The organism is Euzebya pacifica, from assembly GCF_003344865.1.
Classification (GTDB): Bacteria; Actinomycetota; Nitriliruptoria; order Euzebyales; family Euzebyaceae; genus Euzebya; species Euzebya pacifica.
The window spans coordinates 3,556,952-3,581,381 of sequence record NZ_CP031165.1; the positions used below are offsets into that span (position 1 = coordinate 3,556,952).

Below are 24,430 nucleotides of genomic sequence, written 5' to 3' on the forward strand. Positions count from 1 at the left end.
ACATGACGCAGGGTGTCGGACTAGTCCCCCACGATGGGAGCGGCTACAACAGGACCCAGCAGTCAGCAGACAACGACGGTGACCTCGGGGGAGGACCTGATGAGCACGGGAGAGCAGGTGACCGAGTCAGGACCCCTGGCGGATCCTGTCACGGTGGCGACCACGACGATCGACCTCGTCGTCGACCCCACGCCTGCACCGACGCACATCACCACGACGGACTCGCCGACCGCGTCCGATGATCGACCCGAGGCGACCCCGGCCGCTGCGGATGACCGTCCCGGCCCTCGAGGCCAGGCAGCGGACCCGTTCTCGCTGACGGAAGAAGAGCTCGACGGGGACCGCACGTTCGCCTTCGACGGCGATGCGTGGGTCGACGAGCCCACCCCCGTCCCGGCGACGGGCTGGCGCCGACGGGTGTGGGCCGTGACGGGTGGCCGCATCAACCCGGGCCCCACCCCGGAGGAACAGCGGCTGCGCGAGCGGATGGAGGCGATCCGACGTCCGTTCGGCGGGGCACGCACCCTGGCCGTCGTGTCGACCAAGGGCGGCGTCGGCAAGACCACCACCACGTTGAACCTGGGCCACACGCTGGCCAGCATCCGTGGCGACCGGGTCGTGGCGCTGGACGCCAACCCCGACGCGGGCTCCCTGGGACATCGGGTCAGACGTGAACACGGCGCGACGTCGGTCGACCTGTTGGCCGAGGCCGATCACATCTTCGGCTACGGCGACGTTCGTCACTTCACCTCGCAGGCCGAGAGCCTGCTCGAGGTCGTTGCCAGCGACGACGACCCCCTGTCGGCACGACGGATGGGCCGTCCGGAGTACGAGCGGCTGCTGAACGTGCTGCGCGTCCACTACAACCTCGTCCTGGCCGACTGCGGGACGGGGATCCTGGACGCGGCCACCCGAGGGGTGGTCCAGCGCAGCGACCAGCTGGTGGTGGTCACCGGTCCCAGCGTCGACTCCGCGCGAGCGGTCTCCTACCTGCTGGCCTGGCTGCGCGAACACGGGCAGGCCGAGCTGGTCGAGCGGGCCGTGGTGGTCGTCAACGGCGTACGGCAGGACGGCTCACCGGTCGACATCGACTCGTTGGTCGACCATTTCGCCGCCCAGGTGCGTGCGGTGCGGACGGTCCCCTGGGACGAGGAGCTCGCGAACGGGGCGGTGGTCGAGCTGGACTGGCTGGCGCCCGCAACACGACAGGCGTACGTGCAGCTGGCAGCTGTGGTTGTTGATGGACTGGGCGACGAGCTCGCCGGGGAAGGCGGTACTGGACGATGACGGATCGAGGACGACTGCACGCCGATGCGGCGCTGGAGTCCCTTCTGGCCGACGAGCGGGTGGAGCGGCGGGTCAAGCGACGCCGCCAGGCGGTGGAGGAGCTGACCGCCGCCGAGGGGTCGACGACCCGCTCCGTGGTCTCGGCGGCCGGACGTGGCGCCCGGGGTGGGGCCGTCGCTGCGGGTGCCGCCGGGATGCTGCTCGCGCCGAACATGGCCGGGGTTGCCGCGGCGCAGGAGGCGGCCCAGGACGCCCCCCCGGTCCCCGTCATGGCCGAACCCGATGCACCGGCAGCGGCCCCTGCCACGGGGGCGGACTCGCCAGCCCCGGGTCCCATCAGCCGTCAGTCCGGCGGAACGACGCCGTCCACACCGGCCGTCGACGCACCGGCCCCGCAGACTCCAGTCGCCGACGCCCCCACGGTCGACGAACCAGTCGTGGACGCCCCGGCGGTCGAGGCACCGTCCGTCGACGCCCCCACCCCAGCGGCGCCCGCTGCCGACGACTCGATGGCCGAGGCCCCTGTGGCGGACACCCCGGCTGACGGCGACGCGGTGATCGACCCCAGCGACGGGGATGCCCCGCCCGCCGACGACGGGGTGCTGCCCGACACCGACCTGCCCGACACGGACCTGCCGGATGTCGACCTGCCGGATGTCGGCCTGCCGGATGTCGACCTGCCGGATCTCGGCCTGCCGGGCACGGACGCACCCGGGCCGGTGGAAGAGCCGGTGGACGCCGTTCCCGGTGAACCGGGCGACGAGGTCGACCCGGCGGCGCCGCCGGTCGGCGAGGCCCCCGTCGACGAGGTCCCCGTCGGCGAGGTCCCCGTCGGCGAGGTCCCCGTCGAGGGCACGCCGGAGGTGCCGTCGCCGGACGTCCCCACGCCGGATGTGGAAGCCCCCGACGCACCCGAACCCGACATCGGGGGTCCCGCCACCCCGGCGCCCGACGTCGAGGTGCCGGTCGAGGACGAACCCGTCGGGATCGACGACCAGCTGGCCGACCTGATCCACGACGCGATCGAGGACGCCATCGACCTGCCCGACGGCACACCCCTCGACGACGGCGAGGTCGTGGTGGTCGTCGACACCCCTGCTGACGGCGAACCCGTCGTCGACGTGCCGGTCGAGGAGCTCGTGGAGCCGGTCGTCGACCAAGTCGTCGACCAGGTCGCTGAGCCCGTTGTCGACGCCGTTGTGGAGCCGGTGACGGCGGTCGTGGCCCCCGCTCCTGCCGCACCGGCTGCCCCCGCGCCGGTCACGCCCGCCCCACCCGTGCCGTCCGCACCTGCAGTCCAGTCCCCCGCGCCGCAGGCCCCGTCGACGCCCACCCCTCCGCGGCCCATCCCGACGGCCCTCGACGTCGCCGGCGCCACGGCCCCCTCGGCCACCGACGCCGGTCGCATCGACCCCGCACCGACGGCGACGCCCGACGCCTCCCTGGTGACGCAGGCCGCCCCCTCAGCCGAGCAGCCGACAGCCGTCTCGCCGCTTGCACCGCCCGCGCCGGCTCCTCTGCCGGCAACGGTCGTCGACCCCGTCATGTCACCGAACCTCGCCACGACCGCGCGTCCGAACCCGGGCGCGGCGCCGACGGCCGACGCCACTCCTGCGAAGACCGTCGACGACCGCATCGCCGAGGCACAGCAGCGTCCCGTCGACTCCCGACGCATCCGGGACTGGTCCCAAGCGGTCCTGCGGGCCTGGGACGCCGTTCGCGCCGGATCGACCACCGAGCAGGACGTCGTGGCGGTGTCGGACACGGTGACGGCATCCCCCACCCTCGGCAACGCCTACGAGGTGCAGCGCGGCGACTCGTTGTGGACGATCGCCCGAGCGCTGTGGCCCGACGTCGACCTGACGACCACCGAGCTCGAGGCCACCTGGCAGCTGCTGTACACCTGGAACGCCGAACGGCTCGGCGACGACCCGGACTCGTTGCCTCGCGGCCTGGTCCTGCAGATCCCGGTCGATCTCGCCCCGATGGCGTGAACGCCGGGCGACGCCAGGTCGACTTGGGCGACACCGGGAGCGGCTTCGACCGCCGCGACTTCGCCCCACCGGGGACGAAGTTCCCCCTCGAACCCTCCGACCGAAATCCCCGTCCGGCCCGTGGGCGAACGGGTGGCCCTCGGGACCGACCGTCGCCCTCCGGAGGTCCGCCTCCGTGGTTGCGCTGGGTGCTGCTCGGTGTCGGCGTCCTGGTGCTCGGGCTCCTGGCCATGGTGGTCATCGGTGGGCAGGCTGACGACACCCCCCCAGCGGAGGGCGTTGCCGCCACCGCCGCTGCCGATGGGCCGTCGTCGAGGGACGACGCCACCGACAGCACCGCCGATGGTGCACCCGAGGTCGCTGACCCGGATCCGGTCGAGGGCGATCAGCTGCCCGACGCGAATACCGCTGCGGACACCGGCGGAACCGACGCCGAGCCGTCGGCCGGCTCCGGCTCAGGCGAGGTCGGCACGATCGACCCGGAGCTCCAGGGTGCCGCCGGTTTCGCGGTCCAGTTCGCCAACAGCTACCTGAACTACGACGAGGCGCAGCCCGACGTCCGCGCGCGTGAGCTCGCCGCCTACCTCGCGCCCGGGCTGGACGCCCAGCTGGGGTGGTCCGGTACCGGACGACAGCTGGCCGCCCTGGTCATCGCCCTGCGCGCCGAACCAACCGAGGACGGGGCCGTCGTCGTCACCGTGGCCGCGCAGGTGACCGGGACCGACGCCCCCCGCTGGGTGCACCTGGCCGTGCCGTTGCGACAGGACGACCGTGCCCGTTGGGCCGTCACGGCGCCGCCGGCGTTCGTGCCCCGCCCCTCCCCCGGGAACCCGACGGTCCCCGCGACACCGGCATCCGACGACGAGCTCGGCGCGCAGCTGACCGACGCCGTCACCCAGGCCTTCGTGGCGTTCGGCACCTCTGCCACCGTGGACCTGCCCGGCATCACCGCCGAGGATGCCCGTATCCGCGGTCTCGACGGGCAGTTCGCCTTCGTCCGCCTCGCCGAGCTCGTCGTGCACGACGGCGACGACACCGCCCGCACCGCCACCGCACGGGTGGTCTGGCGCAACGACATCGCCGGCGGCGAGATCGAGCAGACCTACCGGCTGGACCTGACGGCCGCGGGCAACGCGTGGCTGATCGGCGCCATCACGATCGGCTGACCCCGAACCAGAACGACTGGTCATCCCGGCATGTGTCAGGATCACCACGTGGTTGCAGTGTCGAACCGATGGCATCAACCGAGCCACGAGTGCCGGACACCCCGCCGGGTGAGACGAGCGCAGCGCAGTCAATCCAGGGGAGGGAGCACCGAGTGCACGTCGTGACCTACACACGGGGATCGAGCGAGGACAGCCGGGCCTACCGGATCGATCGGATCCTCGATGCCCAGCCCGACCACGAGCAGTACACCTCCGTCACCCGGTTCGGCGACGGGCAGGCCGGCAGCGCCGACCCCCGCCACCCCCAGCGCAAGGCGATGCTCGCGGCATGCGAGGGTGGACAGTTCGACCTGCTGGTCGTCAACACCCTGTGGGACCTCCACGCGCCCGGGACCGACGCCGACGTCAACACGCTGGTCGCGCTCCTGCATCGCGGCGACCTGGACGAGATCCGGTTCGCCGACGGCACGAGCTGGGTCGCGACCGACCCAGCGACGGTCGCCGCGGAACGGTTCCTCGGCGACGCCGACGAGGTGGTCGCCGCCATGGAGGTCCTCAGACAGGCCGCCCCCGACCGCTTCCTCGATGCCGCCGCCGAGCTGTACCGGGCCGTGGTCGGGGACGCCGCCACCCGGCGGGCCCGAGGCGCCGACGCGGACACCGCCGCCGACCTGGTCGTCGAGCACGACAGCGATTCCGCGTCGACGGACTCCCTGCGGGGCTGACCTCGGTTCCGGGGCCCCGACCCCGATAGGCTCCGCGAGGCGATGCCCCAGCAGTCCCCTCCCCCCTCACCGACCGCACCGCTCGTGGCGGGCGTCGACGTCGGTGGCACCTTCACCGACGCCGTCGTGCTGACCGCCGACGGACCACGCCTGGCAAAGGTCCCGACCACCCCCAGCGACCAGGGCGAGGGGCTGGTCGCCGCCGTGGAGGCCGCCGGGCAACGACCGACCGTCGACCTGCAGGCGCTGGCCCACGGCACGACGACCGCGACCAACGCCGTGCTCGAGCGGACCCTCGACCGGGCCGTCCTGCTCGTGACCGAGGGGTTCGCCGACGTCCTCACCATCGCCCGACAGAACCGCCCTTCCCTGTACGACCTGTCGGCGGTCCGGCCCGCTCCCACGATCCCCCGGGACATGGTGGTGCCCGTGCCGGAGCGGATCACCGTCGACGGTGAGGTGCTGACACCCCTCACCGAGGCGGCCATCGAGGCGGTCGTGGCCCGGACCGTCGCGCTGCAACCCGACGCGGTGGCGATCTGCCTGCTGTTCGGCTGGGCCGATCCGTCGCACGAACACCGCCTCGCCACCGCCGTGGCTGCCGCGCTCCCCGACGTCCACATCACCGTGTCCGCCGACCTCGTCGGGTCGATCAGGGAGTACGAACGGGCAAGCACCTGTGCCCTCAACGCCGCTGTCGGTCCCACCATGGGCCGCTACCTGCAACGGTTGTCCGACCGGCTGCCCGACACCGACGTCACCGTCATGACCTCCGGCGGCGGGACCGCTGACCTGGACCGCATGGTCGCCGAACCCGTCCACACCCTGCTGTCGGGCCCCGCCGGTGGCGTCGTCGCCGCCGCCGCGGCCGCCCGATCCGCGGGGTTCGACGATGCGATCGCCTTCGACATGGGTGGGACGTCCACCGATGTGTGCCTGATCCGCGGCGGGGAACCGGTCGTCAGCCTCGCCGGCACGATCGACGGGTTGCCCATCGGCACCTCGACGATCGGGATCCACACGGTCGGTGCCGGCGGCGGCTCCATCGCCGCGCTCGACGCCGGCGGGGCCCTGCGGGTCGGCCCCCGCAGCGCCGGGTCCGACCCGGGTCCGGCCTGCTACGGACGCGGCGGCACCCAGCCGACCGTCACCGACGCCCATGCCGTCCTCGGCCACCTCGACAGCCTCGCTGGCGGCACCATGACCGCCGACGTCGCGGCAGCCGAGCGGGCCATCGCACGGATCGAGGGGGTCACCGCCACCGGCATCCTCGACGTCGTCCGCGCCGCCATGGCCCGGGCCCTGCGGCGGGTGTCGACCGAAGCGGGCGTCGATCCCGACAGCCTTGCCCTCGTGGCCTACGGCGGCGCCGGTCCGCTGCACGCCTCGGCCCTGGCCCGGATGCTCGGCTGCCGCGCAACGGTGCTGGCGCCCGCACCCGGTGTGCTGTCCGCGGTCGGCCTGCTGACCGCACCGCAACGGCGCGAGTGGTCCCGGACGGTGATGGTCCCGCCGGAGCGGCTGCGCGACACCCTCGAGTTGCTGCCGCTGGACGAATCCGTGACCGGTTCCATCCCCGATGCCGCAGCCACCGTCCGTACGGTCGCGGACCTGCGCTACGTCGGACAGGCCCACGAGCTGCGCATCGACGTCGACCCGGACGCCGGCGAGGACCTCGGCACCCTGGCGGCGTTCCACCGTCGCCACGAGCAGGTCTACGGCTATGCGCTGCACGACGCCGACGTCGTCGTGGTCACCGTCCGGCGGATCAGCCAGCGGCCCGCCCTGCACACCGAAGCGGTGACCGGCTGGGACCTGGGCCCGAGCACGCCGACGACGACCCGGACCGCGGACCTCGGCGACGGCCCCGAGGCGGTCTCCGTCGTCGCCCGTGGCAGCCTGCGTCCGGGCGACACGGTGAGCGGGTCGGCGATCCTCGTCCAGCCCGACTCGACCGGGCTGCTGCTCCACGGCGACGTCGGCACGGTCGACGACCACCTCAACCTGGTGATCCGCCATGGCTGACCCGCGCCCACCCGCCGACCCGGCACGCCTGCAGGTCACCCGCCACGCCCTCGACGGTGTCGCCGAGCAGATGGGGGTGGCGTTGGAGCGGTCCGCCTACTCCCCCAACATCACCGAGCGCCTCGACCTGTCCGCGGCCATCTTCTCGCCGAGCGGTGAGATGGTGGCCCAGGCCGAGCACATCCCGGTCCACCTCGGCTCGATGCCGGCATCGGTCGACTCGATCCTCGGCGCCTTCGACCTGTCGCCGGGGATGACCGCCGTCGTCAACGACCCCTACCGGGGTGGGTCGCACCTGCCCGACATCACCCTCGTCGGCGCGGTCGGAGACCGCGAGGACGGACGGTCGGGGCAGCTCATCGGGTATGTCGCGAACCGTGCACACCACGCCGACATCGCCGGCGCCGCGCCCGGGTCGATGCCGGCCGACGCCACCGACATCGCGATGGAGGGCCTGCGCATCCCACCGCTCCTGCTGGTCGACGACCACGGCGAACGCACCGACGTGATCGAGATGCTGGCGGCCAACTCGCGGACCCCGACGGAACGTCACGGCGACCTGCGGGCCCAGTTCGCCGCCAACCACGCCGGAGCCGCGAGGTTGTGCGAGATGGCCGCCGAACGAGGTCGGGACGGCCTCCTGGCCGACATGGATGCGCTGGTGGACTACGCCGAACGGCGGATCCGCGCCGCCCTGGCCGAGATGCCCGACGGCGAGTGGACGTTCAGCGACTGGTTGGAGGTCGCCGCCGACGGCTCCATGGATGCCGCTGCCCAGGCCGTTGGGCTCGAGCTGCACACCACCGTGGCCATCCGTGGCGACCAGCTCGTGGTCGACCTGACACGTTGCCCCCCGCAGGTCCCTGCCAACGTCAACGCCGTGCGGGCCGTGACGGAGTCCGCCGCCCTGTTCGTCCTGCGCCTCGTCACCGACCCGGATGCGCCGGCCAACGCCGGGACGGCTCGGGCCATGACCGTGCAGACCACCCCGGGGACGATCGTGGACGCCGTCTTCCCGGCTCCGGTCGCAACCGGCAACGTCGAGACCAGCCAACGCCTGGTCGACCTGCTGCTCGGCGCGCTCGCACAGGCCGTGCCCGACCGCGTGCCGGCTGCGTCGCAGGGCACCATGAACAACATCCTCATCGGCAGCAGCGGGCAGGGCACCCCGTTCGCCTACTACGAGACGATCGGCGGCGGTGAGGGCGGCACCCCGGGACGGCCCGGCATGGACGGCGTCCACACGGGCATGACCAACACGCGCAACACCCCGGTCGAGGCGCTGGAGGTGGCCTACCCGCTGCGGGTCGTTCGCTCCGAGCTCCGCAGCGGAACCGGCGGCGAGGGGCTGCACCCCGGCGGCGACGGGATCGTGCGCGAGATCGAGGTGCTGACCGACGCACGGGTGACCGTGCAGACGGAACGCCGGGCCCGGGGGCCATGGGGCCTGGGCGGCGGTCGGGCCGGACAACCGGGGCGCAACACCCTCATCCGACCCGACGGGACGACGCAGGCCCTCCCCGCGAAGGTGACCCTGACGGTGCAGGCTGGTGACCGCATCCGCCTGGAGACGCCTGGCGGAGGAGGCTGGGGAACGCAGGCCGCACACCAATGAGCCAGGACGACTACGACTACGACCGCACCTACGGCGAGCGCTGGGGTGGCGACGGCCATCGCCCGGACGACTTCGGTCCCGCCATGACCGGCCGCCACCGGCGGGTGTCGTTCACCAAGGCGCTGGGTGGGGTGTTCAACATCGCGTTCTCGGCCCTGATGATCGTGCTCCTCGCCCTCGGGGGGCTGGCGGTGTATGCCTCCAGCCAGATCCAGCGCGAACCGGTCGAGGGCCTCGTGAGCGGCGGGCCCACCCTCAACGTGCTGGTGGTCGGATCCGACAGCCGTGACGGCTTCACCCCCGAGCAGCTGCTGGAGCTGGGCACGGAGGCGGTCGACGGCCGTCGGACCGACACGATCTTCCTGCTCAGCATCGACGGCGGACGGGCCGCGATGCTCTCGTTCCCCCGCGACCTGTTCGTCGAGCAGTGCGACGGCGTGCAGGGCCGGGTCAACGCGGCGTTCGCCCGCGGTGGTCCCAGCTGCCTGGTCCAGACCGTCTCCAACGCCTCGGGCATCCCGATCGACCACTACGTCGAGGTCAACCTGTTCGGGTTCGTGCAGATCGTCGACGCGGTCGGTGGTGTGCCGGTGTTCCTCGACGAGCCCCTGCAGGACCAGTTCGCGGCGGTCGACCTGCCCGCTGGCTGCCACGTGCTCGACGGCACCCAGGCCATCGGCTTCGTCCGCGCCCGCCACGTCGACTCCGACCTCGGTCGCATCGCTCGCCAGCAGCGGTTCCTGCGCTCGCTGGCCCAGCAGGTCGTGTCCCCCTCGACCCTGGTCAACGTCCCCCGCCTGTTCCGCGTCGCGGGTTCGGCTGGCCGCACGCTCATCGCCGACGAGGGGCTCGGGCTGATCGAGCTGGCGCAGCTGGCGCGAGCGGCCCGTGGGCTGGCGGGCTCCGGCCTAGCCACCTACACGGTGCCGGCCAACGCCGCGAACATCGGCGGGGCTGCCGTCCTCGTGCCCGACCCGGACGCCGCCGGCGCGCTGTACGCCTCGTTCGCCGACGGGTCGGTGCTGTCGCTGAACCCCGGTGAGGACGTGCAGGCGCTGCAGCCGGGCGACGTGCCTGTCCGGGTCCTCAACGCCACCGGTACCGAGGGCCTTGCCGCCACGGTGCGCGACTTCCTGACCGCACGCGGGTTCGACATCGTCGGCATCGGCAACGCCGACCCCACCGACGGCACGGTCGTGCGCTACGCCGGCCCCAACGTCGCCGCGGCCCAGCTGGTCGCCGAGCAGATCCCCGGCGCGACGCTGCAGCAGGACGACTCGCTGACCGAGGTCGTCCTCATCGTCGGCTCAGCCATCGACGTGTCCGCCCCGCCTCCTCCCCCGATGACGGAGGACCCGGGCGCGGCCGAGGAGGTCCCCGTCGGCGCCGCCGCCGTCCCCGACGAATGCAGCTAGCCCTCACACCCGACGGAATCGCCTCGTGCGACGACGGAATCGCCTCGGGGCGTGGGCTGGAAACCGCGACAATCCGGGGTCCAGGCGACGGAATAGCCTCAGCCACCATCGCGCGGACGGCCACTCCGAGGCGAATCCGTCGAAACAGGCGGGCTGGGGCGCCCGGAGGGGCCGACGCCCTGGACGGGCTGACGCCCTACACGGGCTGACGCCCTACACGGGCTGACGTCCTAGAGGTAGCCCATGGGGTCGACGGGGGTGCCACCGGCCCAGACCTCGAAGTGCAGGTGGGTACCGGTGCACGAGCCGGTGCAGCCCATGCCGCCGAGGTAGGTCCCCCCGCCGACGGACTGGCCCGCGCTGACGGCGATGGAGGACATGTGGGCGTAGAGGGTGGTCAGGCCGTTGCCGTGGGCGATGATCACGACGTTGCCGAAGCCGCTGCCGGACCAGTTCTCGGCCTTGGTGACGGTGCCACCGCGGGCGGCCACGATCGGCGCCCCCGAGCCGGCAGCGATGTCGATGCCGTTGTGGTTGCGGCCCCAGCGGGGTCCGAACCCGGACGTGACGGTGCCACCGGCGGGCCACTGGAGGCCGCCACCGCCGGACGGTGCGGCCACGGGGGCCGGCGCGGGCGGCGGTGCGGTGGCCTCCTCGATCTCGGCCTCGTCGTCCTCGCCCTCGGCCTCGTCGTCGGCGATGACCTCGGCGGCCAGCTGCTCGGCGGCTTCCTTGGCGGCCGCCTCGGCCACCGCGCGGGCCTCGGCCTGGGCCTGCTCGCGGAGCAGCTCGATGGCCTCCTCCTCCAGGTGCTCCTCGCGGGACTGCAGGCGGGCGACCAGGTCCTGGCTGGCGGCGGCGATCAGCTCGCGGTCGTTGCGGATCTCCTCCACCTCGACCAGCAGCGCCTGCTGCTCGACCAGCACGCGGTCCAGCGCGACGGTCTCCTCGTCGAGGGCACGCTGACGGCCCTCGACGCGTGACTGGGCGTTCTCGAGGCCCTCGACCAGCGCGCGGTCCTGGCGACCGATGGCGGTGATGTAGGCGCTCTGCTCGACGGCGTCCGACACCGTGGAGGCGTCCAGGACGGTGATCAGGGGGTCGGGGCGTGCCTGGCGGTACAACCGGTTGATGCGCAGCGCCATCCGCTGCTGCTGCTCGACGAGCTCGCCCTGCGCGACGGCCAGCTCGCGCTCGGCCTCGGCGACGGCGTCCTCCTGGCGTCCGACGGCCTGCTGGGCGGTCTCCACGGCGGTGAAGACGGCTTCCAGCTGGGCGTCGGCATCCTCCAGCGCGATCATGTCGTCGTCGGCCTCCCCCCGCGCGGCGTTCAGCTCGCCGCGAACGCGTTCGAGCTCCTCGCGGGTCTGGGAGATCCGGGATTCCTCCGAACCGGTCGCGCTGGCCGGGCCGCTCGTGGCGATGGCCATGGCGAGGACGAGCAGCAGCAGGACGGCGCGGCTGAGCGGCGAATGGATGGAGGAGGAGAGGATCATGGTTCCCGTTACGGCAGGACCGACCGGCCGGGCAGGGGCCCAGCCGGAACGACGGAAGTAGCTGTTCGGTTGTGCGCGGGGAAGCGATCCCTAGGTGTACCTCACCACACGTCATGACCGGACAGGGACGGACGGACAGGGTCGAGTGCGACGCAGCTGCGACGGATGGCCCCGGATCGGGGTGCCAGCGGCGGCAGACGGGCGTCGGGCCATTAGCCTCTGTACCCAATGGACACGACGCAGGATGCCGTCGACCGAGGGACGGGCCGACGGGCGACCTCCGGTCCACGACGCCGACCACCACAACGAGGATCCTCCCGGTCACCGGTACGAGAGGCCATCGCCACCGTCGTGGGGCTGGTCGTCGTGCTGGCCGTCGTGTTCCTCGGGTTGCGCGCCGCACGCGCCGACACGGCGCTGCCGGGCCTCACCGTCGCCGGCGTCGACGTGGGCGGCCAGTCCTCCGACGCGGTCACCACCGCGATCGCCGGGCTCGACGACGCACGCCGGACGCGGACCATCACCGTCACCCGAGGGACAGACGAGGTGGTGTCCACCGCGGAGGAGCTCGGCTACGCCCTCGACGTCGAGGCAACCGTCGCCGCCGTCATGGATCGCGGCCGGCAGGCCAACCCGTTGCTGGCGTTCAGGGATCAGGTCCGCGCGACGTTCGTCCCGCTGACGGTGCCTCCGATCGCCGCCTTCGACAGCATCGCGTTCGAGCGGTGGATCGACCGGATCGCCGACGACCTGGCGCTGCCCCCGATCGAGGCCGACCTCGTGATCACCGGGACGACCGTGGAGGTCGTGCAGCCCCAGCCGGGCGAGACGATCGACGTCGAGGCGCTTCGATCGGCGGCGCTCGATGCCCTCCAGGACGGCGGCGACGCCACCATCGAGGTGCCGACGGTCGTGACCACCCCGTCGACGGACCCAGAGGCGATCGCCGACCTCGCCGCAGCTGCAGAGCTGGCCATCTCCGCCCCGGTGACCCTGATCCGTGGCGACGTCCGGCTGTCGCTGACCGGCGAACGCATCGGTGCGTTGCTGCAGGTCCGGGCCGAAGCGGTCAGCGAGGGCGGCGACGCCGACCTGGAGCTGGTCATCGACCCGGACCGGCTGCTCGCGATGCTGCCGGCCGAACAGTTCGCCGCGCTCGCCCAGCCCCCGCAGGACGCCAGCATCGAGGTCACCGGAGGCCAGGTCGTGGTGACCCCGTCGGTCGACGGGTTCGCCTTCGACGCCGTGGCCGCGGCCGAGCAGGTCCTCGAGGTGGCGACGACGCCCGGCGCACGCAGCGCCGAGCTGACCGGCGAGCTGACCGAGCCGGAGGTCACCACCGAGGACATCGAGGCGATGGGGATCGTCGAGCAGGTCGCCACGTTCACCACCGAGCACCCCTGCTGCCAGTCCCGGGTCACCAACATCCAGCGGATGGCCGACATCGTGCGCGGCACGATCGTGATGCCCGGCGAGACGTTCTCGCTCAACGGCCTCGTGGGTCCCCGCACGACCGACAAGGGCTTCGTGGGTGGCGGCGCCATCTCCGGTGGCGAGTTCGTCGAGCAGATCGGAGGCGGGGTCAGCCAGTTCACCACCACGATGTTCAACACCATCTACTTCGGCGGCTACGACATCGTGGAGTTCAAGCCGCACAGCTACTACATCTCCCGATACCCCCTCGGACGCGAGGCGACGCTGAACTACGACCCCCCGGTCGACCTGAAGTTCACCAACGACTCGCCCCACGCCATCTGGATCGACACCACCTACACCGACACCTCGATCACCGTCAGCTTCTGGTCCACCGAGTACGCCGAGGTGACCTCGACCACCGGCGACCGGTACGGCCTGCGCGAACCCCGGGAGGAGCGCGAGGAGTCCGACGAGCTTCCCGCCGGTGAGGAACGCGTCGTGCAGAGCGGCCGCGACGGCTTCAGCGTGGACTTCACCCGGACGATCGCCTACGTCGACGGCCGCACGGCCACCGAGACCTACACGACGGTCTACCTGGCCGAACCCAGGATCGTCATGGTCGGCACCGGCGAGGGACAGGACGACGAGGAACCGACCGAGGAACCCACCCAGCCGGCTCCTGATCCGACCGAGGAGCCCGACCCCGAGCCGACAGCGCCTGCGCCGGCACCAACGGAGGAACCGGCCCCCGCACCTGCGCCGACCGCAGCTCCGGAGCCCGCGCCGAGCGACGGTGGCGGCGGGTGAACACCTGCAGACGACAGGCATGCACATGGATCGAGCCCCGGCCGGGGGGGACCGAGGCTCGAGGACACGTCCAGTGTCCGAGGCACAACCAGTGCCAAGGGGAACCGCGGAGGGCCTGTCACCGACCCGCCCGCTGGGTCAAGGCTATGACGGGACGGGGCCACGGGACCATCGTCAGAGATGATGGTTTCCTCCTGGTCATTGCGGGCCATGGAGCCCCTCGAACGACGTACGTACACGGAGTCGCGAAGTGAGCACCGTCCTCGGCCTCCTGGCCGTCCTCCTGCTGATCTTCGGCAACGCCTGGTTCGTCGCCGCCGAGTTCGCGCTGGTCACCGCCCGGCGTGGTCGGCTGGAGGCCGCCCACGAAGGCGGTGACCGCCGTGCAGGCCGGGCCCTGCAGCTGCTCGGTCGCCTGTCGTTCGCCCTGTCCGGCGCGCAGCTGGGCATCACGGTGACCTCGCTGGCCGTCGGGTTCATCGCCGAGCCGGTCTTCACCGCCCTCTTCGAGCCGCTGCTGTCCCCGCTCGGCATCCGGCCCGCGCTTGTCCCGGTCATCGCCGTCAGCCTGGGCCTGGTGGTGTCCACCGCCGGTCAGATGGTCCTCGGTGAGCTGGGCCCCAAGAACCTCGCCATCGCCAAGGCCGAGGACGTGGCGAAGAGCCTAGCCGGTGGCCAGATCCTGTACCTGCGGTTGTTCGGCCCGATCATCCACCTCTTCGACAGCGCCGCCAACCGGCTGCTGCGCCTGGTCGGCATCGAACCCAGCGAGGAGATCGACAACTCCGTCACCGTGGAGGAGCTGGAGCACATCATCACCAGCTCCTCGGCCTCCGGCACCCTCGGCGAGGGCGTGTCGGCCCTGCTGCAGCGCTCCATCGAGTTCCGCGACCTGCACGCCGACGACGCGATGCGGCCTCGCGCCGACGTCGTCTCCATCTCCGGTGACGCCACCTGTGAGGAGCTGACGGCCCTCGGGGTGCGCACCGGCCACTCACGCTTCCCCGTGACCGGCCCCGAGGGGCTGGACGACCTCCTCGGTGTCGTCAACATCAAGGATCTGCTGGACGTGCCCGTCGCCGAACGGGCGATCACGCCCGTCCGGACCCTCGCCGAACCCGAGCTCGCCGTGCCCGAGTCGGCCTCGCTCCGCGACGTGCTCCTGCTGCTCCGCGACACCCACACCCAGCTCGCCGTCGTCGTCGACGAGTTCGGCGGCACCGAGGGCATCGTCACCCTCGAGGACATCGTGGAGGAGCTCGTCGGCGACATCCGCGACGAACACGACCGCGCCGAACGGCAGGCGGTCCTGCGAGCCGACGGCAGCTGGCGGGTGCCGGGCTCGTGGCGCATCGACGAGGTACGACGCGACACCGGTATCGAGCTGCCGCAGGGCGAGCACGACACCATCAGCGGCCTGCTGATGGCGACGCTGTCGCGTGTCCCCGTCGTCGGGGACACCCTGCGGCTGGACGGCATCACCATCGAGGTCCTGGCCGTGCAACGGCACGTCGCCCAGACGGTCCGGCTGAGCACCGACCCCGACCACGCCCCCGACGGTGACGAGCCACCTGTGCCAGCACCGGTGCACGTGCACGACAAGGAGACCGAACGATGACGGGGCCGACCGGGGCCATCGTCGCCATCGTCCTGCTGGCCGTCAACGGGGCGTTCGTGGCGGCGGAGTTCGCGCTGCTCGCCGTGCGACGGTCCCGCATCCAGCAGCTCGCCGACGCCGACGACGCCCGCGCCACCGCGGCGCTCAAGGGGCTCAAGGAGCTGTCGGTCACGCTCGCCGGCGCGCAGCTCGGCATCACCATGGCCAGCCTCGGCCTCGGCTACGTGGCCGAACCGCTGGTCGCCGGCTTCTTCGAGCACCTCCTGGCGGAGTCCACTCCCCTGCCCGAACCCGCGGCGGTCACCATCGGTTTCGCCATCGGGCTGTCGATCGTGGTCTTCCTGCACATGGTCGTCGGCGAGATGGCCCCCAAGTCGTGGGCGATCGCCGACGCCGAACGGTCCTCGCTGTTGCTGGCCCGACCCTTCCTGCTGTTCGTCTCCATCTTCAGACCGGTCATCCTCCTCCTCAACGGCATGGCCAACGCCCTCGTGCGTGCCGTCGGGGTCGAACCGCAGGAGGAGCTCGCGGTGGCCCACGCCCCCTCCGACCTGCTGATGGTGCTGCGCGAGTCCTACAACGAGGGGACGATCGCTGGGGAGGACCACGAGCTGCTGAGCCGTGCGCTGGAGCTGTCGGGGCTCGACGCCGAATCCATCATGATCCCCCGCCGGGAGGTCGTGGCCGTCGCCGCGACCGCAACCGCTGCGGAGGTCATGGCGGTCGCCAGCGCCACGGGCCGATCCCGTCTGCCCGTCCACGGCGGCGACCTCGACCAGGTGTTGGGGGTGCTGACCGTCAAGGACCTCGTCCTGCGTCCCGACCGCTTCGGCCCCGAGACACCGGCCGCCCGGCTGGCCCGCCCCGCGATGGTGGTGCCGGAGTCCCGACCGATCGAGGACCTGTTGCTGGACATGCGGCAGCAGCGGCAGCACATCGCGATGGTGGCCGACGAGTACGGCTCCGTCAGCGGCCTCGTGTCGCTGGAGGACGTCATCGAGGAGCTGATCGGCGAGTTCGACGACGAGACCGACCGGCTGTCACGTCGCCTGCGGCGCCGTCCCGACGGCCGGCTGGTCGTGGCCGGCAACCTGCGTGCCCACGAGCTGGCCGAGCAGACGGGCCTGGAGCTGCCCGACGGCCCGTGGGAGACCCTCGCCGGGTTCATCGAGCATCGGACGGGCAACGTGCCCCAGGTCGGCGCAACCGCCAGCCTCGGCGGTGTCCGCCTGACCGTGACGACGGTCGACCGGTTCCGCATCATCGAGGTCGAGCTCCGGCCGGCCAAGCCGACCGGAGCCACGACACCGGAGCGTCAGTAGGTGGGGCGTCAGTAGGTCGGGATCGAGCTGTCGACCTGTCGGGAGTAGCCGTTGATGCCGCCCTGCAGGTTGCGCAGCTTGCGGAACCCCGCGTCGCGCAGGATGTTGAGCGCCTGCATCGACCGCTGGCCCGACTTGCACTGCAGGACGATCTCGTCGGAGGAGTCCAGCTCGTGCATGCGTGAGGGCAGGTCACCGAGCGGGATGAGGGTCGACCCCTCGATGCGCGAGATCTCGTACTCGTGGGGGTCGCGGACGTCGATGAGGGTGACCTCGTCGCGGATCTTCTCGAACTCCACTGGCGTGATCTGCAGGTCGAAGTCGCTGTCGACGTCGTCGGAGACGTGGTCGTTGGCGGGGACGCCGCAGAACTCCTCGTAGTCGATGAGCTCGGTGATGGGCTTGGCGTCGGGGTCCTTGCGGACCGTGATCGTGCGCCAGTCGTGGTCGAGCGCGTCGTACAGCTTCATCTTGCCGATGAGCGGTTCGCCGATGCCGGTGATGAGCTTGATGGCCTCCGTCACCTGACCGGCGCCGATCGACGCGCACAGGACCCCGAATACGCCACCCTCGGCGCAGGAGGGGACCATGCCGGGGGGCGGCGGTTCGGGGAAGAGGTCGCGGTAGTTCGGGCCGACCTCGTTCCAGAAGACGCTCAGCTGCCCCTCGAAGCGGAAGATCGAGCCGTAGACGTTCGGCTTGCCCAGGATCGCGCAGGCGTCGTTGACCAGGTACCGGGTCGGGAAGTTGTCGGTCCCGTCGATGACCAGGTCGTAGGGCTCGATGATCTCCAGCGCGTTCTCGCTGCGCAGGAGCGTCTCGTGGATGTTGACCTTGACCGTCGGGTTGATGTCGAGGATCGTCTCGCGGGCGGACTCGGTCTTGCGCTTGCCGATGTCCTTGGTGCCGTGGATGACCTGGCGGTGCAGGTTGGACTCGTCGACGGTGTCGTAGTCGACCAGGCCGATCTCCCCCACACCGGCGGCGGCGAGGTACATGGCAGCCGGGGAGCCGAGGCCACCCGTGCCGACGAGCAGGACCTTGGCGGCCTTGAGGCGTCCCTGCCCGTCCATGCCGATGTTGGGCATGATGAGGTGTCGGGAGTAACGACGGATCTCGTCGTTGGTGAGCGGTGCCGGTTCGGCGATGAGCGGTTCCATGAGACCACCTAACAGTGAGATGACCCCGACCCTTCCGGTGCAAACGATGTAATCGTGCGGGCCGGCGATCAGCGCTGGATGGAGAGGTCCTCGGTCTGCCAGTCGCCGAACCACACGATGTCACGGGCGTCGTGGCGGGCCAGCACGTCGGCGATGCTGTCGCGGTGGGACTCCTCCACGTCGTTGACGACGATGGCGTGGCGGCCCGACCGTGCCTCCTCCCCCAGACGCATGAGCTCCTCGCGTTCCTGGCCGAGCGACAGCAGGAACTTCACGAGCCGTCCGGCGGGATGGGAGTCCTCGTCGCCCGCTTCGAGGCGTGCGGCGAAGGACTCGCCGGTGCCGTGGGCGATGGCGTCTCGGTCGACCCCGGACTCGGCGAGGTCGGCGACAGCGGCCTCGGCGGTCGCGGCGTCGCCGACGTGGGCGATCACGGCATGGTCGTTCGGGCGTGCGTCAGCGGTCATGCACGTCACCCTGCCCGTTCCACCGCCCGGCCGAACACGCGTGTCGGGCGATGGGCCGTCCGTCGCAGGAACCCGACACGCGGCCGGGGTGCCGCGCCGCGTGACCGGACGCGTGTCGGAAAGGGGGCCGCCCGTCGAAGGAACCCGACACGCGTGGTCAGGTGAGGAGGACCACGTGGAGGGTGCGGGGGCCGTGGACGCCCTCGACCCGGTCGAGCTCGATGTCGCTGGTCGCCGACGGCCCGGAGATCCACGTCTGGGGACGGGTGGCATCCAGGGCCCGCACCGCGAGGGGCACGGTGGCGTGCACGTCCTCGGCGCGGACGATGCACACGTGGAGGTCCGGAACCAGCGTGATCGCTCGCCGTCCCTGGCCGGGGCCGCCGTCGAGCACGATCGTCCCGGTGTCGGCGATGGCAGCCGCCGACGTCGTCACCACGGCGTCCATCGCGTCGAGGCCGCCCGAGCCGTCGACGGGGAGGGGCACCTCGGGGCTGTCGATGTGGCGCTCGACCCCCTCGGGGAGCACCGCCTCGTCGAGGTCGTGGGCGACCACCACCCGCGCGACGCGGTCCGACACGGCCGCGTCGAGGATTCGGCCGATGGTCGCGGCGAGGTCGTCCGAACCCACGCGGTGCACGGTTGCGCGGTAGTCCTCCACCCGGTCGACGAACCGCTCGAGCAGGTCGACGTCCGCGGGCGGGTCGATGTCGTAGTCGCGGGGGACGTCCACGGCGGCTGGCGCAGGACCGAGGGCATCGACGATGCGCGCCAGGACCTCGGTGCGGGCGGGGTCGGAGGGCAGGCTCACGTCGTGCCCTCCTCGCGTCCGCGCCACCAGTCGCGGAAGCTCTGGCTGGCCGGCACCGGCGCGTCACGGGTGGCGGTCCAACCGTTCATCGGCGGGGGCAGCGTGCGGATCCGACGGTCGCCGTCGCCTCGATCACGGCCGATCAGTCGACCGACTCTCGCAGCACGCTGGGCCCCCGACCAACGCGACGCGTCGCTCATCATCCAGGCCGCAGCCTTCATGGCGGCAGCCTCGACCGTGGGAACGGTTCGCGCGGCGGCCTGCGCCTCGACGTGCTGCTCACGCAGGTGCACCAGCATCGAGGGGATGTCGATGGCGACCGGGCAGGCATCGAAGCACGCCCCGCACAGCGAGGAGGCGTAGGGCAGGGACGCGTTGTCCTCCACCCCGGTCAGCTGGGGCGACAGGACGGCGCCGATGGGACCTGGATACACCGATCCGTAGGCATGCCCGCCGGTGCGTTCGTAGACCGGGCAGACGTTCAGGCACGCCGAGCAGCGGATGCAGCGCAGCGCGTCCCTGCCGTACTCGTCGGCCAGCACCGCCGTGCGACCGTTGTCGAGCAGCACCAGGTGGACGTCCTGCGGACCGTCGCCGGGGTGCACCCCGGTCCAGAACGACGTGTAGGGGTTCATCCGCTCCCCCGTTGCCGACCGTGGCAGCAGCTGGAGGAACACCTCGAGGTCCTCCCACGTCGGGACCAGCTTCTCGATCCCCATCACCGTGATCAGCGTCTCGGGCAGGGTCAGGCACATGCGGCCGTTGCCCTCGCTCTCGACCACCGACAGGGTGCCGGTGTCGGCGACGGCGAAGTTGGCACCCGACACCGCGACCCGGGCGGTCAGGAACTTGCGCCGCAGGTAGCGCCGGGCGGCCATGGCCAGCGCACGGGGTTCGTCGGTCAGGTCGGGATCGACGTCCGCCATGTGGGCGAGGAAGATGTCGCGGATCTCGGTGCGGTTGCGGTGGATCGCGGGGACGAGGATGTGGGAGGGGCGGTCGTCGGCGAGCTGCACGATGAGCTCGGCCAGGTCGGTCTCCAGCGCGTGGATGCCGGCCTCGGCGAGCGCCTCGTTGAGCCCGATCTCCTGGGTCGCCATCGACTTGACCTTGACGACCTCGTCGGCGCCGGTGGCCCGGACCAGGCGGGTGACGATGGCGTTGGCCTCCGCGGCGTCCCGCGCCCAGTGCACCGTGCCACCCGCAGCGGTGACCCGCTCCTCCAGCCGCACCAGCAGCTCGGGCAGTCGCCGGAGGGTGTCGTCCTTGATGGCGGCGCCGGCGGCGCGGAGGGCCTGCCAGTCCGGGACCTCGCCCACCACCGCCTCGCGCTTGGCACGGATCGTGGCGGTGGCGTTGCCCAGGTTCCGGCGCAGCTGCGGATCGGCCAGCGCCCCGCGGGCGGCGTCGGGGAAGGACTGCGCGCCGCGAAGCTGCCCGACCCCACGGGGCGAGACGACCGGCAGGGACGTGCGGCCGGGCGGCACCTGCGGCGTCACGGGGCCACCCCGGCCCGGTCGCCGGTCGAGGCCAGGATCTCTGCGAGGTGGAGCGTGCGCACCCCGGCCCGCGAACGGGACAACCCCCCGCCGATGTGCATCAGGCAGGAGGCGTCGCCGGCCGTGACGTACTCCGCGCCCGTGGCGCGGACATGGCGCATCTTGTCGGCCAGCATCGCCGAGGAGGTGTCGGCGTTCTTCACCGCGAACGTGCCCCCGAACCCGCAGCACTCGTCGGCCCGGGGCAGCTCGACCAGGTCGATGCCCTCGACGGCTCGGAGCAGCTGCAGGGGCTTGTCGTCGACACGCAGCAGCCGCAGGGAGTGGCAGGTCGGGTGGTAGGTGACGCGATGCGGGAACACCGCGCCCACATCGGTGACCCCGAGCTGGTCGACCAGCAGCTCGGACAGCTCGAAGGTGCGCGAGGCGACGGCGTCGGCACGACGGGCCAGGGCCTCGTCCCCCGCGGCCCGGGCGATCCCGGCGTGCTGGTGGCGGACCGACCCCACGCAGGAACCCGACGGCCCCACGACGACGTCGCAGTCCTCGAACGCCTCGACGTGGTTGCGGACCAGCGGCAGGGCCATCGGGCCGTAGCCGGTGTTGGTGTGGGCCTGCCCACAGCAGGTCTGCGACGCGGGGAACACGACCTCGTGCCCGAGGCGTTCCAGCACCGTCACGACGGCTCGGCCGACGTCGGGGAACAAGGTGTCGGCGAGGCAGGTCACGAACAGGGCGATCCTCATGCCGTGCCCTCGCCCGTCACCGTCTCGGTGCCGAAGCCGTCGGGGCCACCGCTGGAGGTGCGCACGACCAGCTCGGGGCGGAACACCACCTGTCGATGGATGTGCTGGCCGGCGGCGTCGCCGGCCTCCTCCAGGAGCAGCTCTGCTGCGGCGCGGCCCAGCTGTTCGCGCGGCTGCCTGACCGAGGAGAGGGGGACGACCGCTGCGGCGGCGAAGTCGATGTCGTCGTAGCCGACCAAAGCGAGGTCCTGAGGCACGCGCAGGCCGGCCCTGACGACCTCCTGGAGCATGCCGAGCGCGATCAGGTCGTTGGCGCACAGGACGGCGGTCGGTCGGCGGTCGACGGGCATGTCGATCACGTGGCGGGCGGCCTCGCGACCGTCGGCCACCGACAGGCCGTTGACCTCCACCACCTGGACGTCGGCGTCCGGAGCCCCCTCGCGAAGGCCCTCGAGGCGGTCCGAGACCTGGCGGATGTCGAAGGGCCCACCGACGAAGGCGATGCGGTCGTGACCTTCCCCTGCGAGGTGAGCGCCGGCCAGCCGGCCACCGTGCACGTCGTCGACGCTCACCGAACAACGGGTGGCGTCCTCCGAGCCGCGGTCGACGAGGACGACGGGGATGCCGTGGTCGACGAGGTGCTGGATGGACGGGGCATGGGTGTCCAGGGGCGTGATGAGGACGCCGCGAACCCGCTGCTGGGCAAGGACGTCGAGGTGCCTGGCCTGCCTGCCGCCGTCGTTGTCGCTGTTGCACAACGTGACGACCATGTCGGCGTCGTGGGCCAGTGACTCCACGCCCCGGGCGAGGTCGGTGAAGAAGGGGTTGGCGACGTCGAGGACGACCAAACCGATGGTGCGGCTCTGTCCCGCTCGCAGCTGTCGGGCCGATTCGTTGCGGACGTAGCCGAGCTCGGAAATTGCCGTTCGTACCCGCTGCAGGGTGTCCTCGTTGACGTTGCCGGGCCGGTTCAGGACGTTGCTGACGGTCCCGACCGAGACCCCGGCACGGTGCGCGACTTCCTTGATGCTGACCAGCAGGCTGCCCTCCGAATCGGCTCGAACGCTCGCGGCTGACCGTACTCCCCCGTTGAAACGTGTCAAGCATCTCGCTGTGGACGAGCGGCACGCGGGGATCCGTTGGCGGCGGGGGCCCGGCGAAATCTCGAGGAAACCCTCTTGACAGCTCGATGACACTCACCCTAGCGTTTCGTCCACCAGAACGGTGAATCGTTTCACACCTCGTCCAGCAGAGGACGGTCCACGTGACGCATCACCCGTTCACACGAGATCGCCACCGAGCCGTGGCCGTTCCGACAGCAAGGAGCCGAGCATGAGCCAGCCCGTCCTGGAGCTGCGTGACATCGAGAAGTCCTTCGGTGCCGTGCGAGCCCTCCGTGACGCCCAGCTGGAACTGCACGCCGGCGAGGCCCACGCCCTCGTGGGCGAGAACGGTGCCGGCAAGTCCACCCTGGTCAAGATCCTTGCCGGGGCCCACCGACAGGACACGGGCCGGGTCCTGCTCGACGGCGAACCGCTGGAGCTCACCGGACCGGCCGACGCCCGTGCAGCCGGCATCGCGGTGATCTATCAGGAGCCGACGCTCTTCCCCGACCTGTCGGTGGCGGAGAACATCTTCATGGGCCGCCAGCCACAGCGGTCGCTCGGCCGCATCGACCACGACGCGATGCATGCCGCCGCGACCGCCCTGTTCGACCGTCTCGGCCACCACCTGGACCCTCGTCGCCCCGCTCGCGGCCTGTCGATCGCCGACCAGCAGCTCGTCGAGATCGCCAAGGCGCTGTCGTTCGACGCCCGCGTCCTGATCATGGACGAGCCGACCGCCGCGCTTTCGGGCGTCGAGGTCGAACGGCTCTTCGCCGTGGCCCGCTCGCTGCGCGAGTCCGGCGCCGCCATCCTCTTCATCTCCCACCGCTTCGACGAGGTCTTCGGGCTGTGCGACCGCATCACGGTCATGCGCGACGGGGCGCACGTGTCCACCGATCCCACCGCCGGGCTGACCGTGGACGAGGTGGTCCGTCGCATGGTCGGCCGCGAGGTCGGGAGCCTGTTCCCGAAGGTCGAGGCGGAGATCGGCGAGGTCGCGCTGTCAGTCAGGGGGCTGACCCGCCACGGCATCTTCCGCGACGTGTCCTTCGACGTGCGTCGCGGCGAGATCGTCGCCCTGGCCGGGCTGGTCGGCGCCGGACGCAGCGAGGTCATCCGTGCGGTGTTCGGCGTCGACGGACGCAATGCCGGCGAGGTGCTCGTGCACGGCACTCCGCTGGCGGGCGGTGACCCGCGGGCGGCGATGCGGGCCGGGCTGGCGTTGGTCCCCGAGGACCGTCGCCAGCAGGGCCTCGTGATGGAGCTGTCGGTGGAACGCAACACCACGGTCACCTCGCGCAGGACCCTGGCCCGGTTCGGCCTGCTCTCGGGTGCCGCCGAACACGCTTGGGCAGCGGACTGGACCCGCCGGCTGGAGGTGAAGGCCGGCTCGTTGGACGCCCCCGTCTCGACCCTGTCCGGTGGGAACCAGCAGAAGGTCGTGCTGGCCAAGTGGCTGTCCACCGACCCGTCCATCCTGATCGTCGACGAGCCGACCCGCGGCATCGACGTCGGCACCAAGGCCGAGGTCCACCGGTTGTTGTCGGCGCTGGCAGCCGACGGGCTCGCGGTCCTCATGGTCTCCAGCGAGCTGCCCGAGGTGCTCGGCATGGCCGACCGCATCCTGGTGATGCACGAGGGCCGCCTCACCGCCGACATCCCCCGTATCGATGCCACCGAGGAGTCGGTCATGCGCGCCGCCACCGGACAGGTCGAGGTGGTCGCGTGACCGCCCAGATCACCGACCCGCCTGCG

At 71.8% G+C, this 24,430-nt stretch carries 18 protein-coding genes; 11 read left to right on the forward strand and 7 right to left on the reverse strand.

Going from position 1 to position 24,430, the window contains the following annotated elements; genetic code table 11:
• Positions 1 to 117 precede the first annotated feature (117 nt).
• The 7 genes from DVS28_RS15245 (at position 118) to DVS28_RS15275 (ending at position 10,227) form a co-directional block, all read left to right on the forward strand.
• The gene (locus DVS28_RS15245) at positions 118 to 1,287 is read left to right on the forward strand and encodes a nucleotide-binding protein (protein ID WP_216826061.1); all 1,170 of its coding nucleotides are present in this window, start codon (positions 118 to 120) and stop codon (positions 1,285 to 1,287) included.
• Positions 1,284 to 3,281: a hypothetical protein gene (locus DVS28_RS28485; protein WP_164710590.1), complete on the forward strand. Its 1,998-nt coding sequence runs from the start codon at positions 1,284 to 1,286 to the stop codon at positions 3,279 to 3,281. The genes DVS28_RS15245 and DVS28_RS28485 overlap by 4 nt, the downstream gene beginning before the upstream one ends.
• Before the next feature lie 188 nt (positions 3,282 to 3,469).
• Positions 3,470 to 4,447, forward strand: a complete 978-nt coding sequence (locus DVS28_RS15255; protein ID WP_164710591.1) for a conjugal transfer protein — start codon at positions 3,470 to 3,472, stop codon at positions 4,445 to 4,447.
• Positions 4,448 to 4,608: 161 nt separating this feature from the next.
• Positions 4,609 to 5,172, forward strand: a complete 564-nt coding sequence (locus DVS28_RS15260) for a hypothetical protein (protein ID WP_164710592.1) — start codon at positions 4,609 to 4,611, stop codon at positions 5,170 to 5,172.
• 42 nt (positions 5,173 to 5,214) lie between these two features.
• Complete coding sequence (locus DVS28_RS15265) at positions 5,215 to 7,197, forward strand: hydantoinase/oxoprolinase family protein (RefSeq protein WP_114592224.1); 1,983 nt, start codon at positions 5,215 to 5,217, stop codon at positions 7,195 to 7,197.
• Complete coding sequence (locus DVS28_RS15270) at positions 7,190 to 8,812, forward strand: hydantoinase B/oxoprolinase family protein (RefSeq protein ID WP_114592225.1); 1,623 nt, start codon at positions 7,190 to 7,192, stop codon at positions 8,810 to 8,812. Before DVS28_RS15265 ends, DVS28_RS15270 begins: the two co-directional genes overlap by 8 nt.
• The gene (locus DVS28_RS15275; protein WP_114592226.1) at positions 8,809 to 10,227 is read left to right on the forward strand and encodes an LCP family protein; all 1,419 of its coding nucleotides are present in this window, start codon (positions 8,809 to 8,811) and stop codon (positions 10,225 to 10,227) included. Before DVS28_RS15270 ends, DVS28_RS15275 begins: the two co-directional genes overlap by 4 nt.
• A gap of 230 nt (positions 10,228 to 10,457) precedes the next feature.
• On the opposite strand, the gene DVS28_RS15280 is transcribed toward DVS28_RS15275, so the two are convergent.
• Positions 10,458 to 11,723 carry a murein hydrolase activator EnvC family protein gene (locus DVS28_RS15280; RefSeq protein WP_114592227.1) on the reverse strand — a complete coding sequence of 422 codons (1,266 nt, stop codon included), beginning with the start codon at positions 11,721 to 11,723 and terminating at the stop codon, positions 10,458 to 10,460.
• Positions 11,724 to 11,951: 228 nt separating this feature from the next.
• Here DVS28_RS15280 and DVS28_RS15285 point away from each other — a divergent pair, with 228 nt between their 5' ends.
• The 3 genes from DVS28_RS15285 (at position 11,952) to DVS28_RS15295 (ending at position 16,886) form a co-directional block, all read left to right on the forward strand.
• Entirely contained in the window at positions 11,952 to 13,946 is a 1,995-nt protein-coding gene (locus tag DVS28_RS15285) for a VanW family protein (RefSeq protein ID WP_114592228.1), read from the forward strand.
• A 250-nt stretch (positions 13,947 to 14,196) separates the two neighbouring features.
• Entirely contained in the window at positions 14,197 to 15,564 is a 1,368-nt protein-coding gene (locus DVS28_RS15290; RefSeq protein ID WP_114592229.1) for a hemolysin family protein, read from the forward strand.
• Positions 15,561 to 16,886 carry a hemolysin family protein gene (locus DVS28_RS15295; RefSeq protein ID WP_114592230.1) on the forward strand — a complete coding sequence of 442 codons (1,326 nt, stop codon included), beginning with the start codon at positions 15,561 to 15,563 and terminating at the stop codon, positions 16,884 to 16,886. Before DVS28_RS15290 ends, DVS28_RS15295 begins: the two co-directional genes overlap by 4 nt.
• 8 nt (positions 16,887 to 16,894) lie before the next feature.
• Here DVS28_RS15295 and moeB read toward each other — a convergent pair whose 3' ends face one another.
• From moeB to DVS28_RS15325, 6 genes are all read right to left on the reverse strand, one after another.
• Positions 16,895 to 18,046, reverse strand: coding sequence for a molybdopterin-synthase adenylyltransferase MoeB (moeB, locus tag DVS28_RS15300; protein WP_114592231.1), 1,152 nt, complete (start codon positions 18,044 to 18,046; stop codon positions 16,895 to 16,897).
• A 68-nt stretch (positions 18,047 to 18,114) separates the two neighbouring features.
• The gene (locus tag DVS28_RS15305; protein WP_114592232.1) at positions 18,115 to 18,513 is read right to left on the reverse strand and encodes a hypothetical protein; all 399 of its coding nucleotides are present in this window, start codon (positions 18,511 to 18,513) and stop codon (positions 18,115 to 18,117) included.
• A 157-nt stretch (positions 18,514 to 18,670) separates the two neighbouring features.
• Positions 18,671 to 19,324 carry a LutC/YkgG family protein gene (locus tag DVS28_RS15310; RefSeq protein WP_216826062.1) on the reverse strand — a complete coding sequence of 218 codons (654 nt, stop codon included), beginning with the start codon at positions 19,322 to 19,324 and terminating at the stop codon, positions 18,671 to 18,673.
• Positions 19,321 to 20,823, reverse strand: coding sequence for a LutB/LldF family L-lactate oxidation iron-sulfur protein (locus DVS28_RS15315; protein ID WP_216826063.1), 1,503 nt, complete (start codon positions 20,821 to 20,823; stop codon positions 19,321 to 19,323). The genes DVS28_RS15310 and DVS28_RS15315 overlap by 4 nt, the downstream gene beginning before the upstream one ends.
• On the reverse strand, positions 20,820 to 21,569 hold the full coding sequence (locus tag DVS28_RS15320) for a (Fe-S)-binding protein (RefSeq protein WP_114592233.1): 750 nt from the start codon (positions 21,567 to 21,569) through the stop codon (positions 20,820 to 20,822). Before DVS28_RS15320 ends, DVS28_RS15315 begins: the two co-directional genes overlap by 4 nt.
• Positions 21,566 to 22,672 carry a LacI family DNA-binding transcriptional regulator gene (locus DVS28_RS15325; RefSeq protein ID WP_245973547.1) on the reverse strand — a complete coding sequence of 369 codons (1,107 nt, stop codon included), beginning with the start codon at positions 22,670 to 22,672 and terminating at the stop codon, positions 21,566 to 21,568. The genes DVS28_RS15320 and DVS28_RS15325 overlap by 4 nt, the downstream gene beginning before the upstream one ends.
• A gap of 229 nt (positions 22,673 to 22,901) precedes the next feature.
• On the opposite strand from DVS28_RS15325, the gene DVS28_RS15330 reads away from it, so the two are divergent.
• Positions 22,902 to 24,404, forward strand: coding sequence for a sugar ABC transporter ATP-binding protein (locus DVS28_RS15330; RefSeq protein WP_114592234.1), 1,503 nt, complete (start codon positions 22,902 to 22,904; stop codon positions 24,402 to 24,404).
• The last annotated feature ends 26 nt before the right edge of the window (positions 24,405 to 24,430 follow it).

Coding starts and splice junctions, on each gene's coding strand:
- DVS28_RS28485 (WP_164710590.1), top strand. CDS start 1,284: ATGACGGATCGAGGACGACTGCACGCCGATGCGGCGCTGGAGTCCCTT.
- DVS28_RS15265 (WP_114592224.1), top strand. CDS start 5,215: ATGCCCCAGCAGTCCCCTCCCCCCTCACCGACCGCACCGCTCGTGGCG.
- DVS28_RS15270 (WP_114592225.1), top strand. CDS start 7,190: ATGGCTGACCCGCGCCCACCCGCCGACCCGGCACGCCTGCAGGTCACC.
- DVS28_RS15275 (WP_114592226.1), top strand. CDS start 8,809: ATGAGCCAGGACGACTACGACTACGACCGCACCTACGGCGAGCGCTGG.
- DVS28_RS15280 (WP_114592227.1), bottom strand. CDS start 11,723: ATGATCCTCTCCTCCTCCATCCATTCGCCGCTCAGCCGCGCCGTCCTG.
- DVS28_RS15285 (WP_114592228.1), top strand. CDS start 11,952: ATGGACACGACGCAGGATGCCGTCGACCGAGGGACGGGCCGACGGGCG.
- DVS28_RS15295 (WP_114592230.1), top strand. CDS start 15,561: ATGACGGGGCCGACCGGGGCCATCGTCGCCATCGTCCTGCTGGCCGTC.
- moeB (WP_114592231.1), bottom strand. CDS start 18,046: ATGGAACCGCTCATCGCCGAACCGGCACCGCTCACCAACGACGAGATC.
- DVS28_RS15305 (WP_114592232.1), bottom strand. CDS start 18,513: ATGACCGCTGACGCACGCCCGAACGACCATGCCGTGATCGCCCACGTC.
- DVS28_RS15320 (WP_114592233.1), bottom strand. CDS start 21,569: ATGAGGATCGCCCTGTTCGTGACCTGCCTCGCCGACACCTTGTTCCCC.
- DVS28_RS15330 (WP_114592234.1), top strand. CDS start 22,902: ATGAGCCAGCCCGTCCTGGAGCTGCGTGACATCGAGAAGTCCTTCGGT.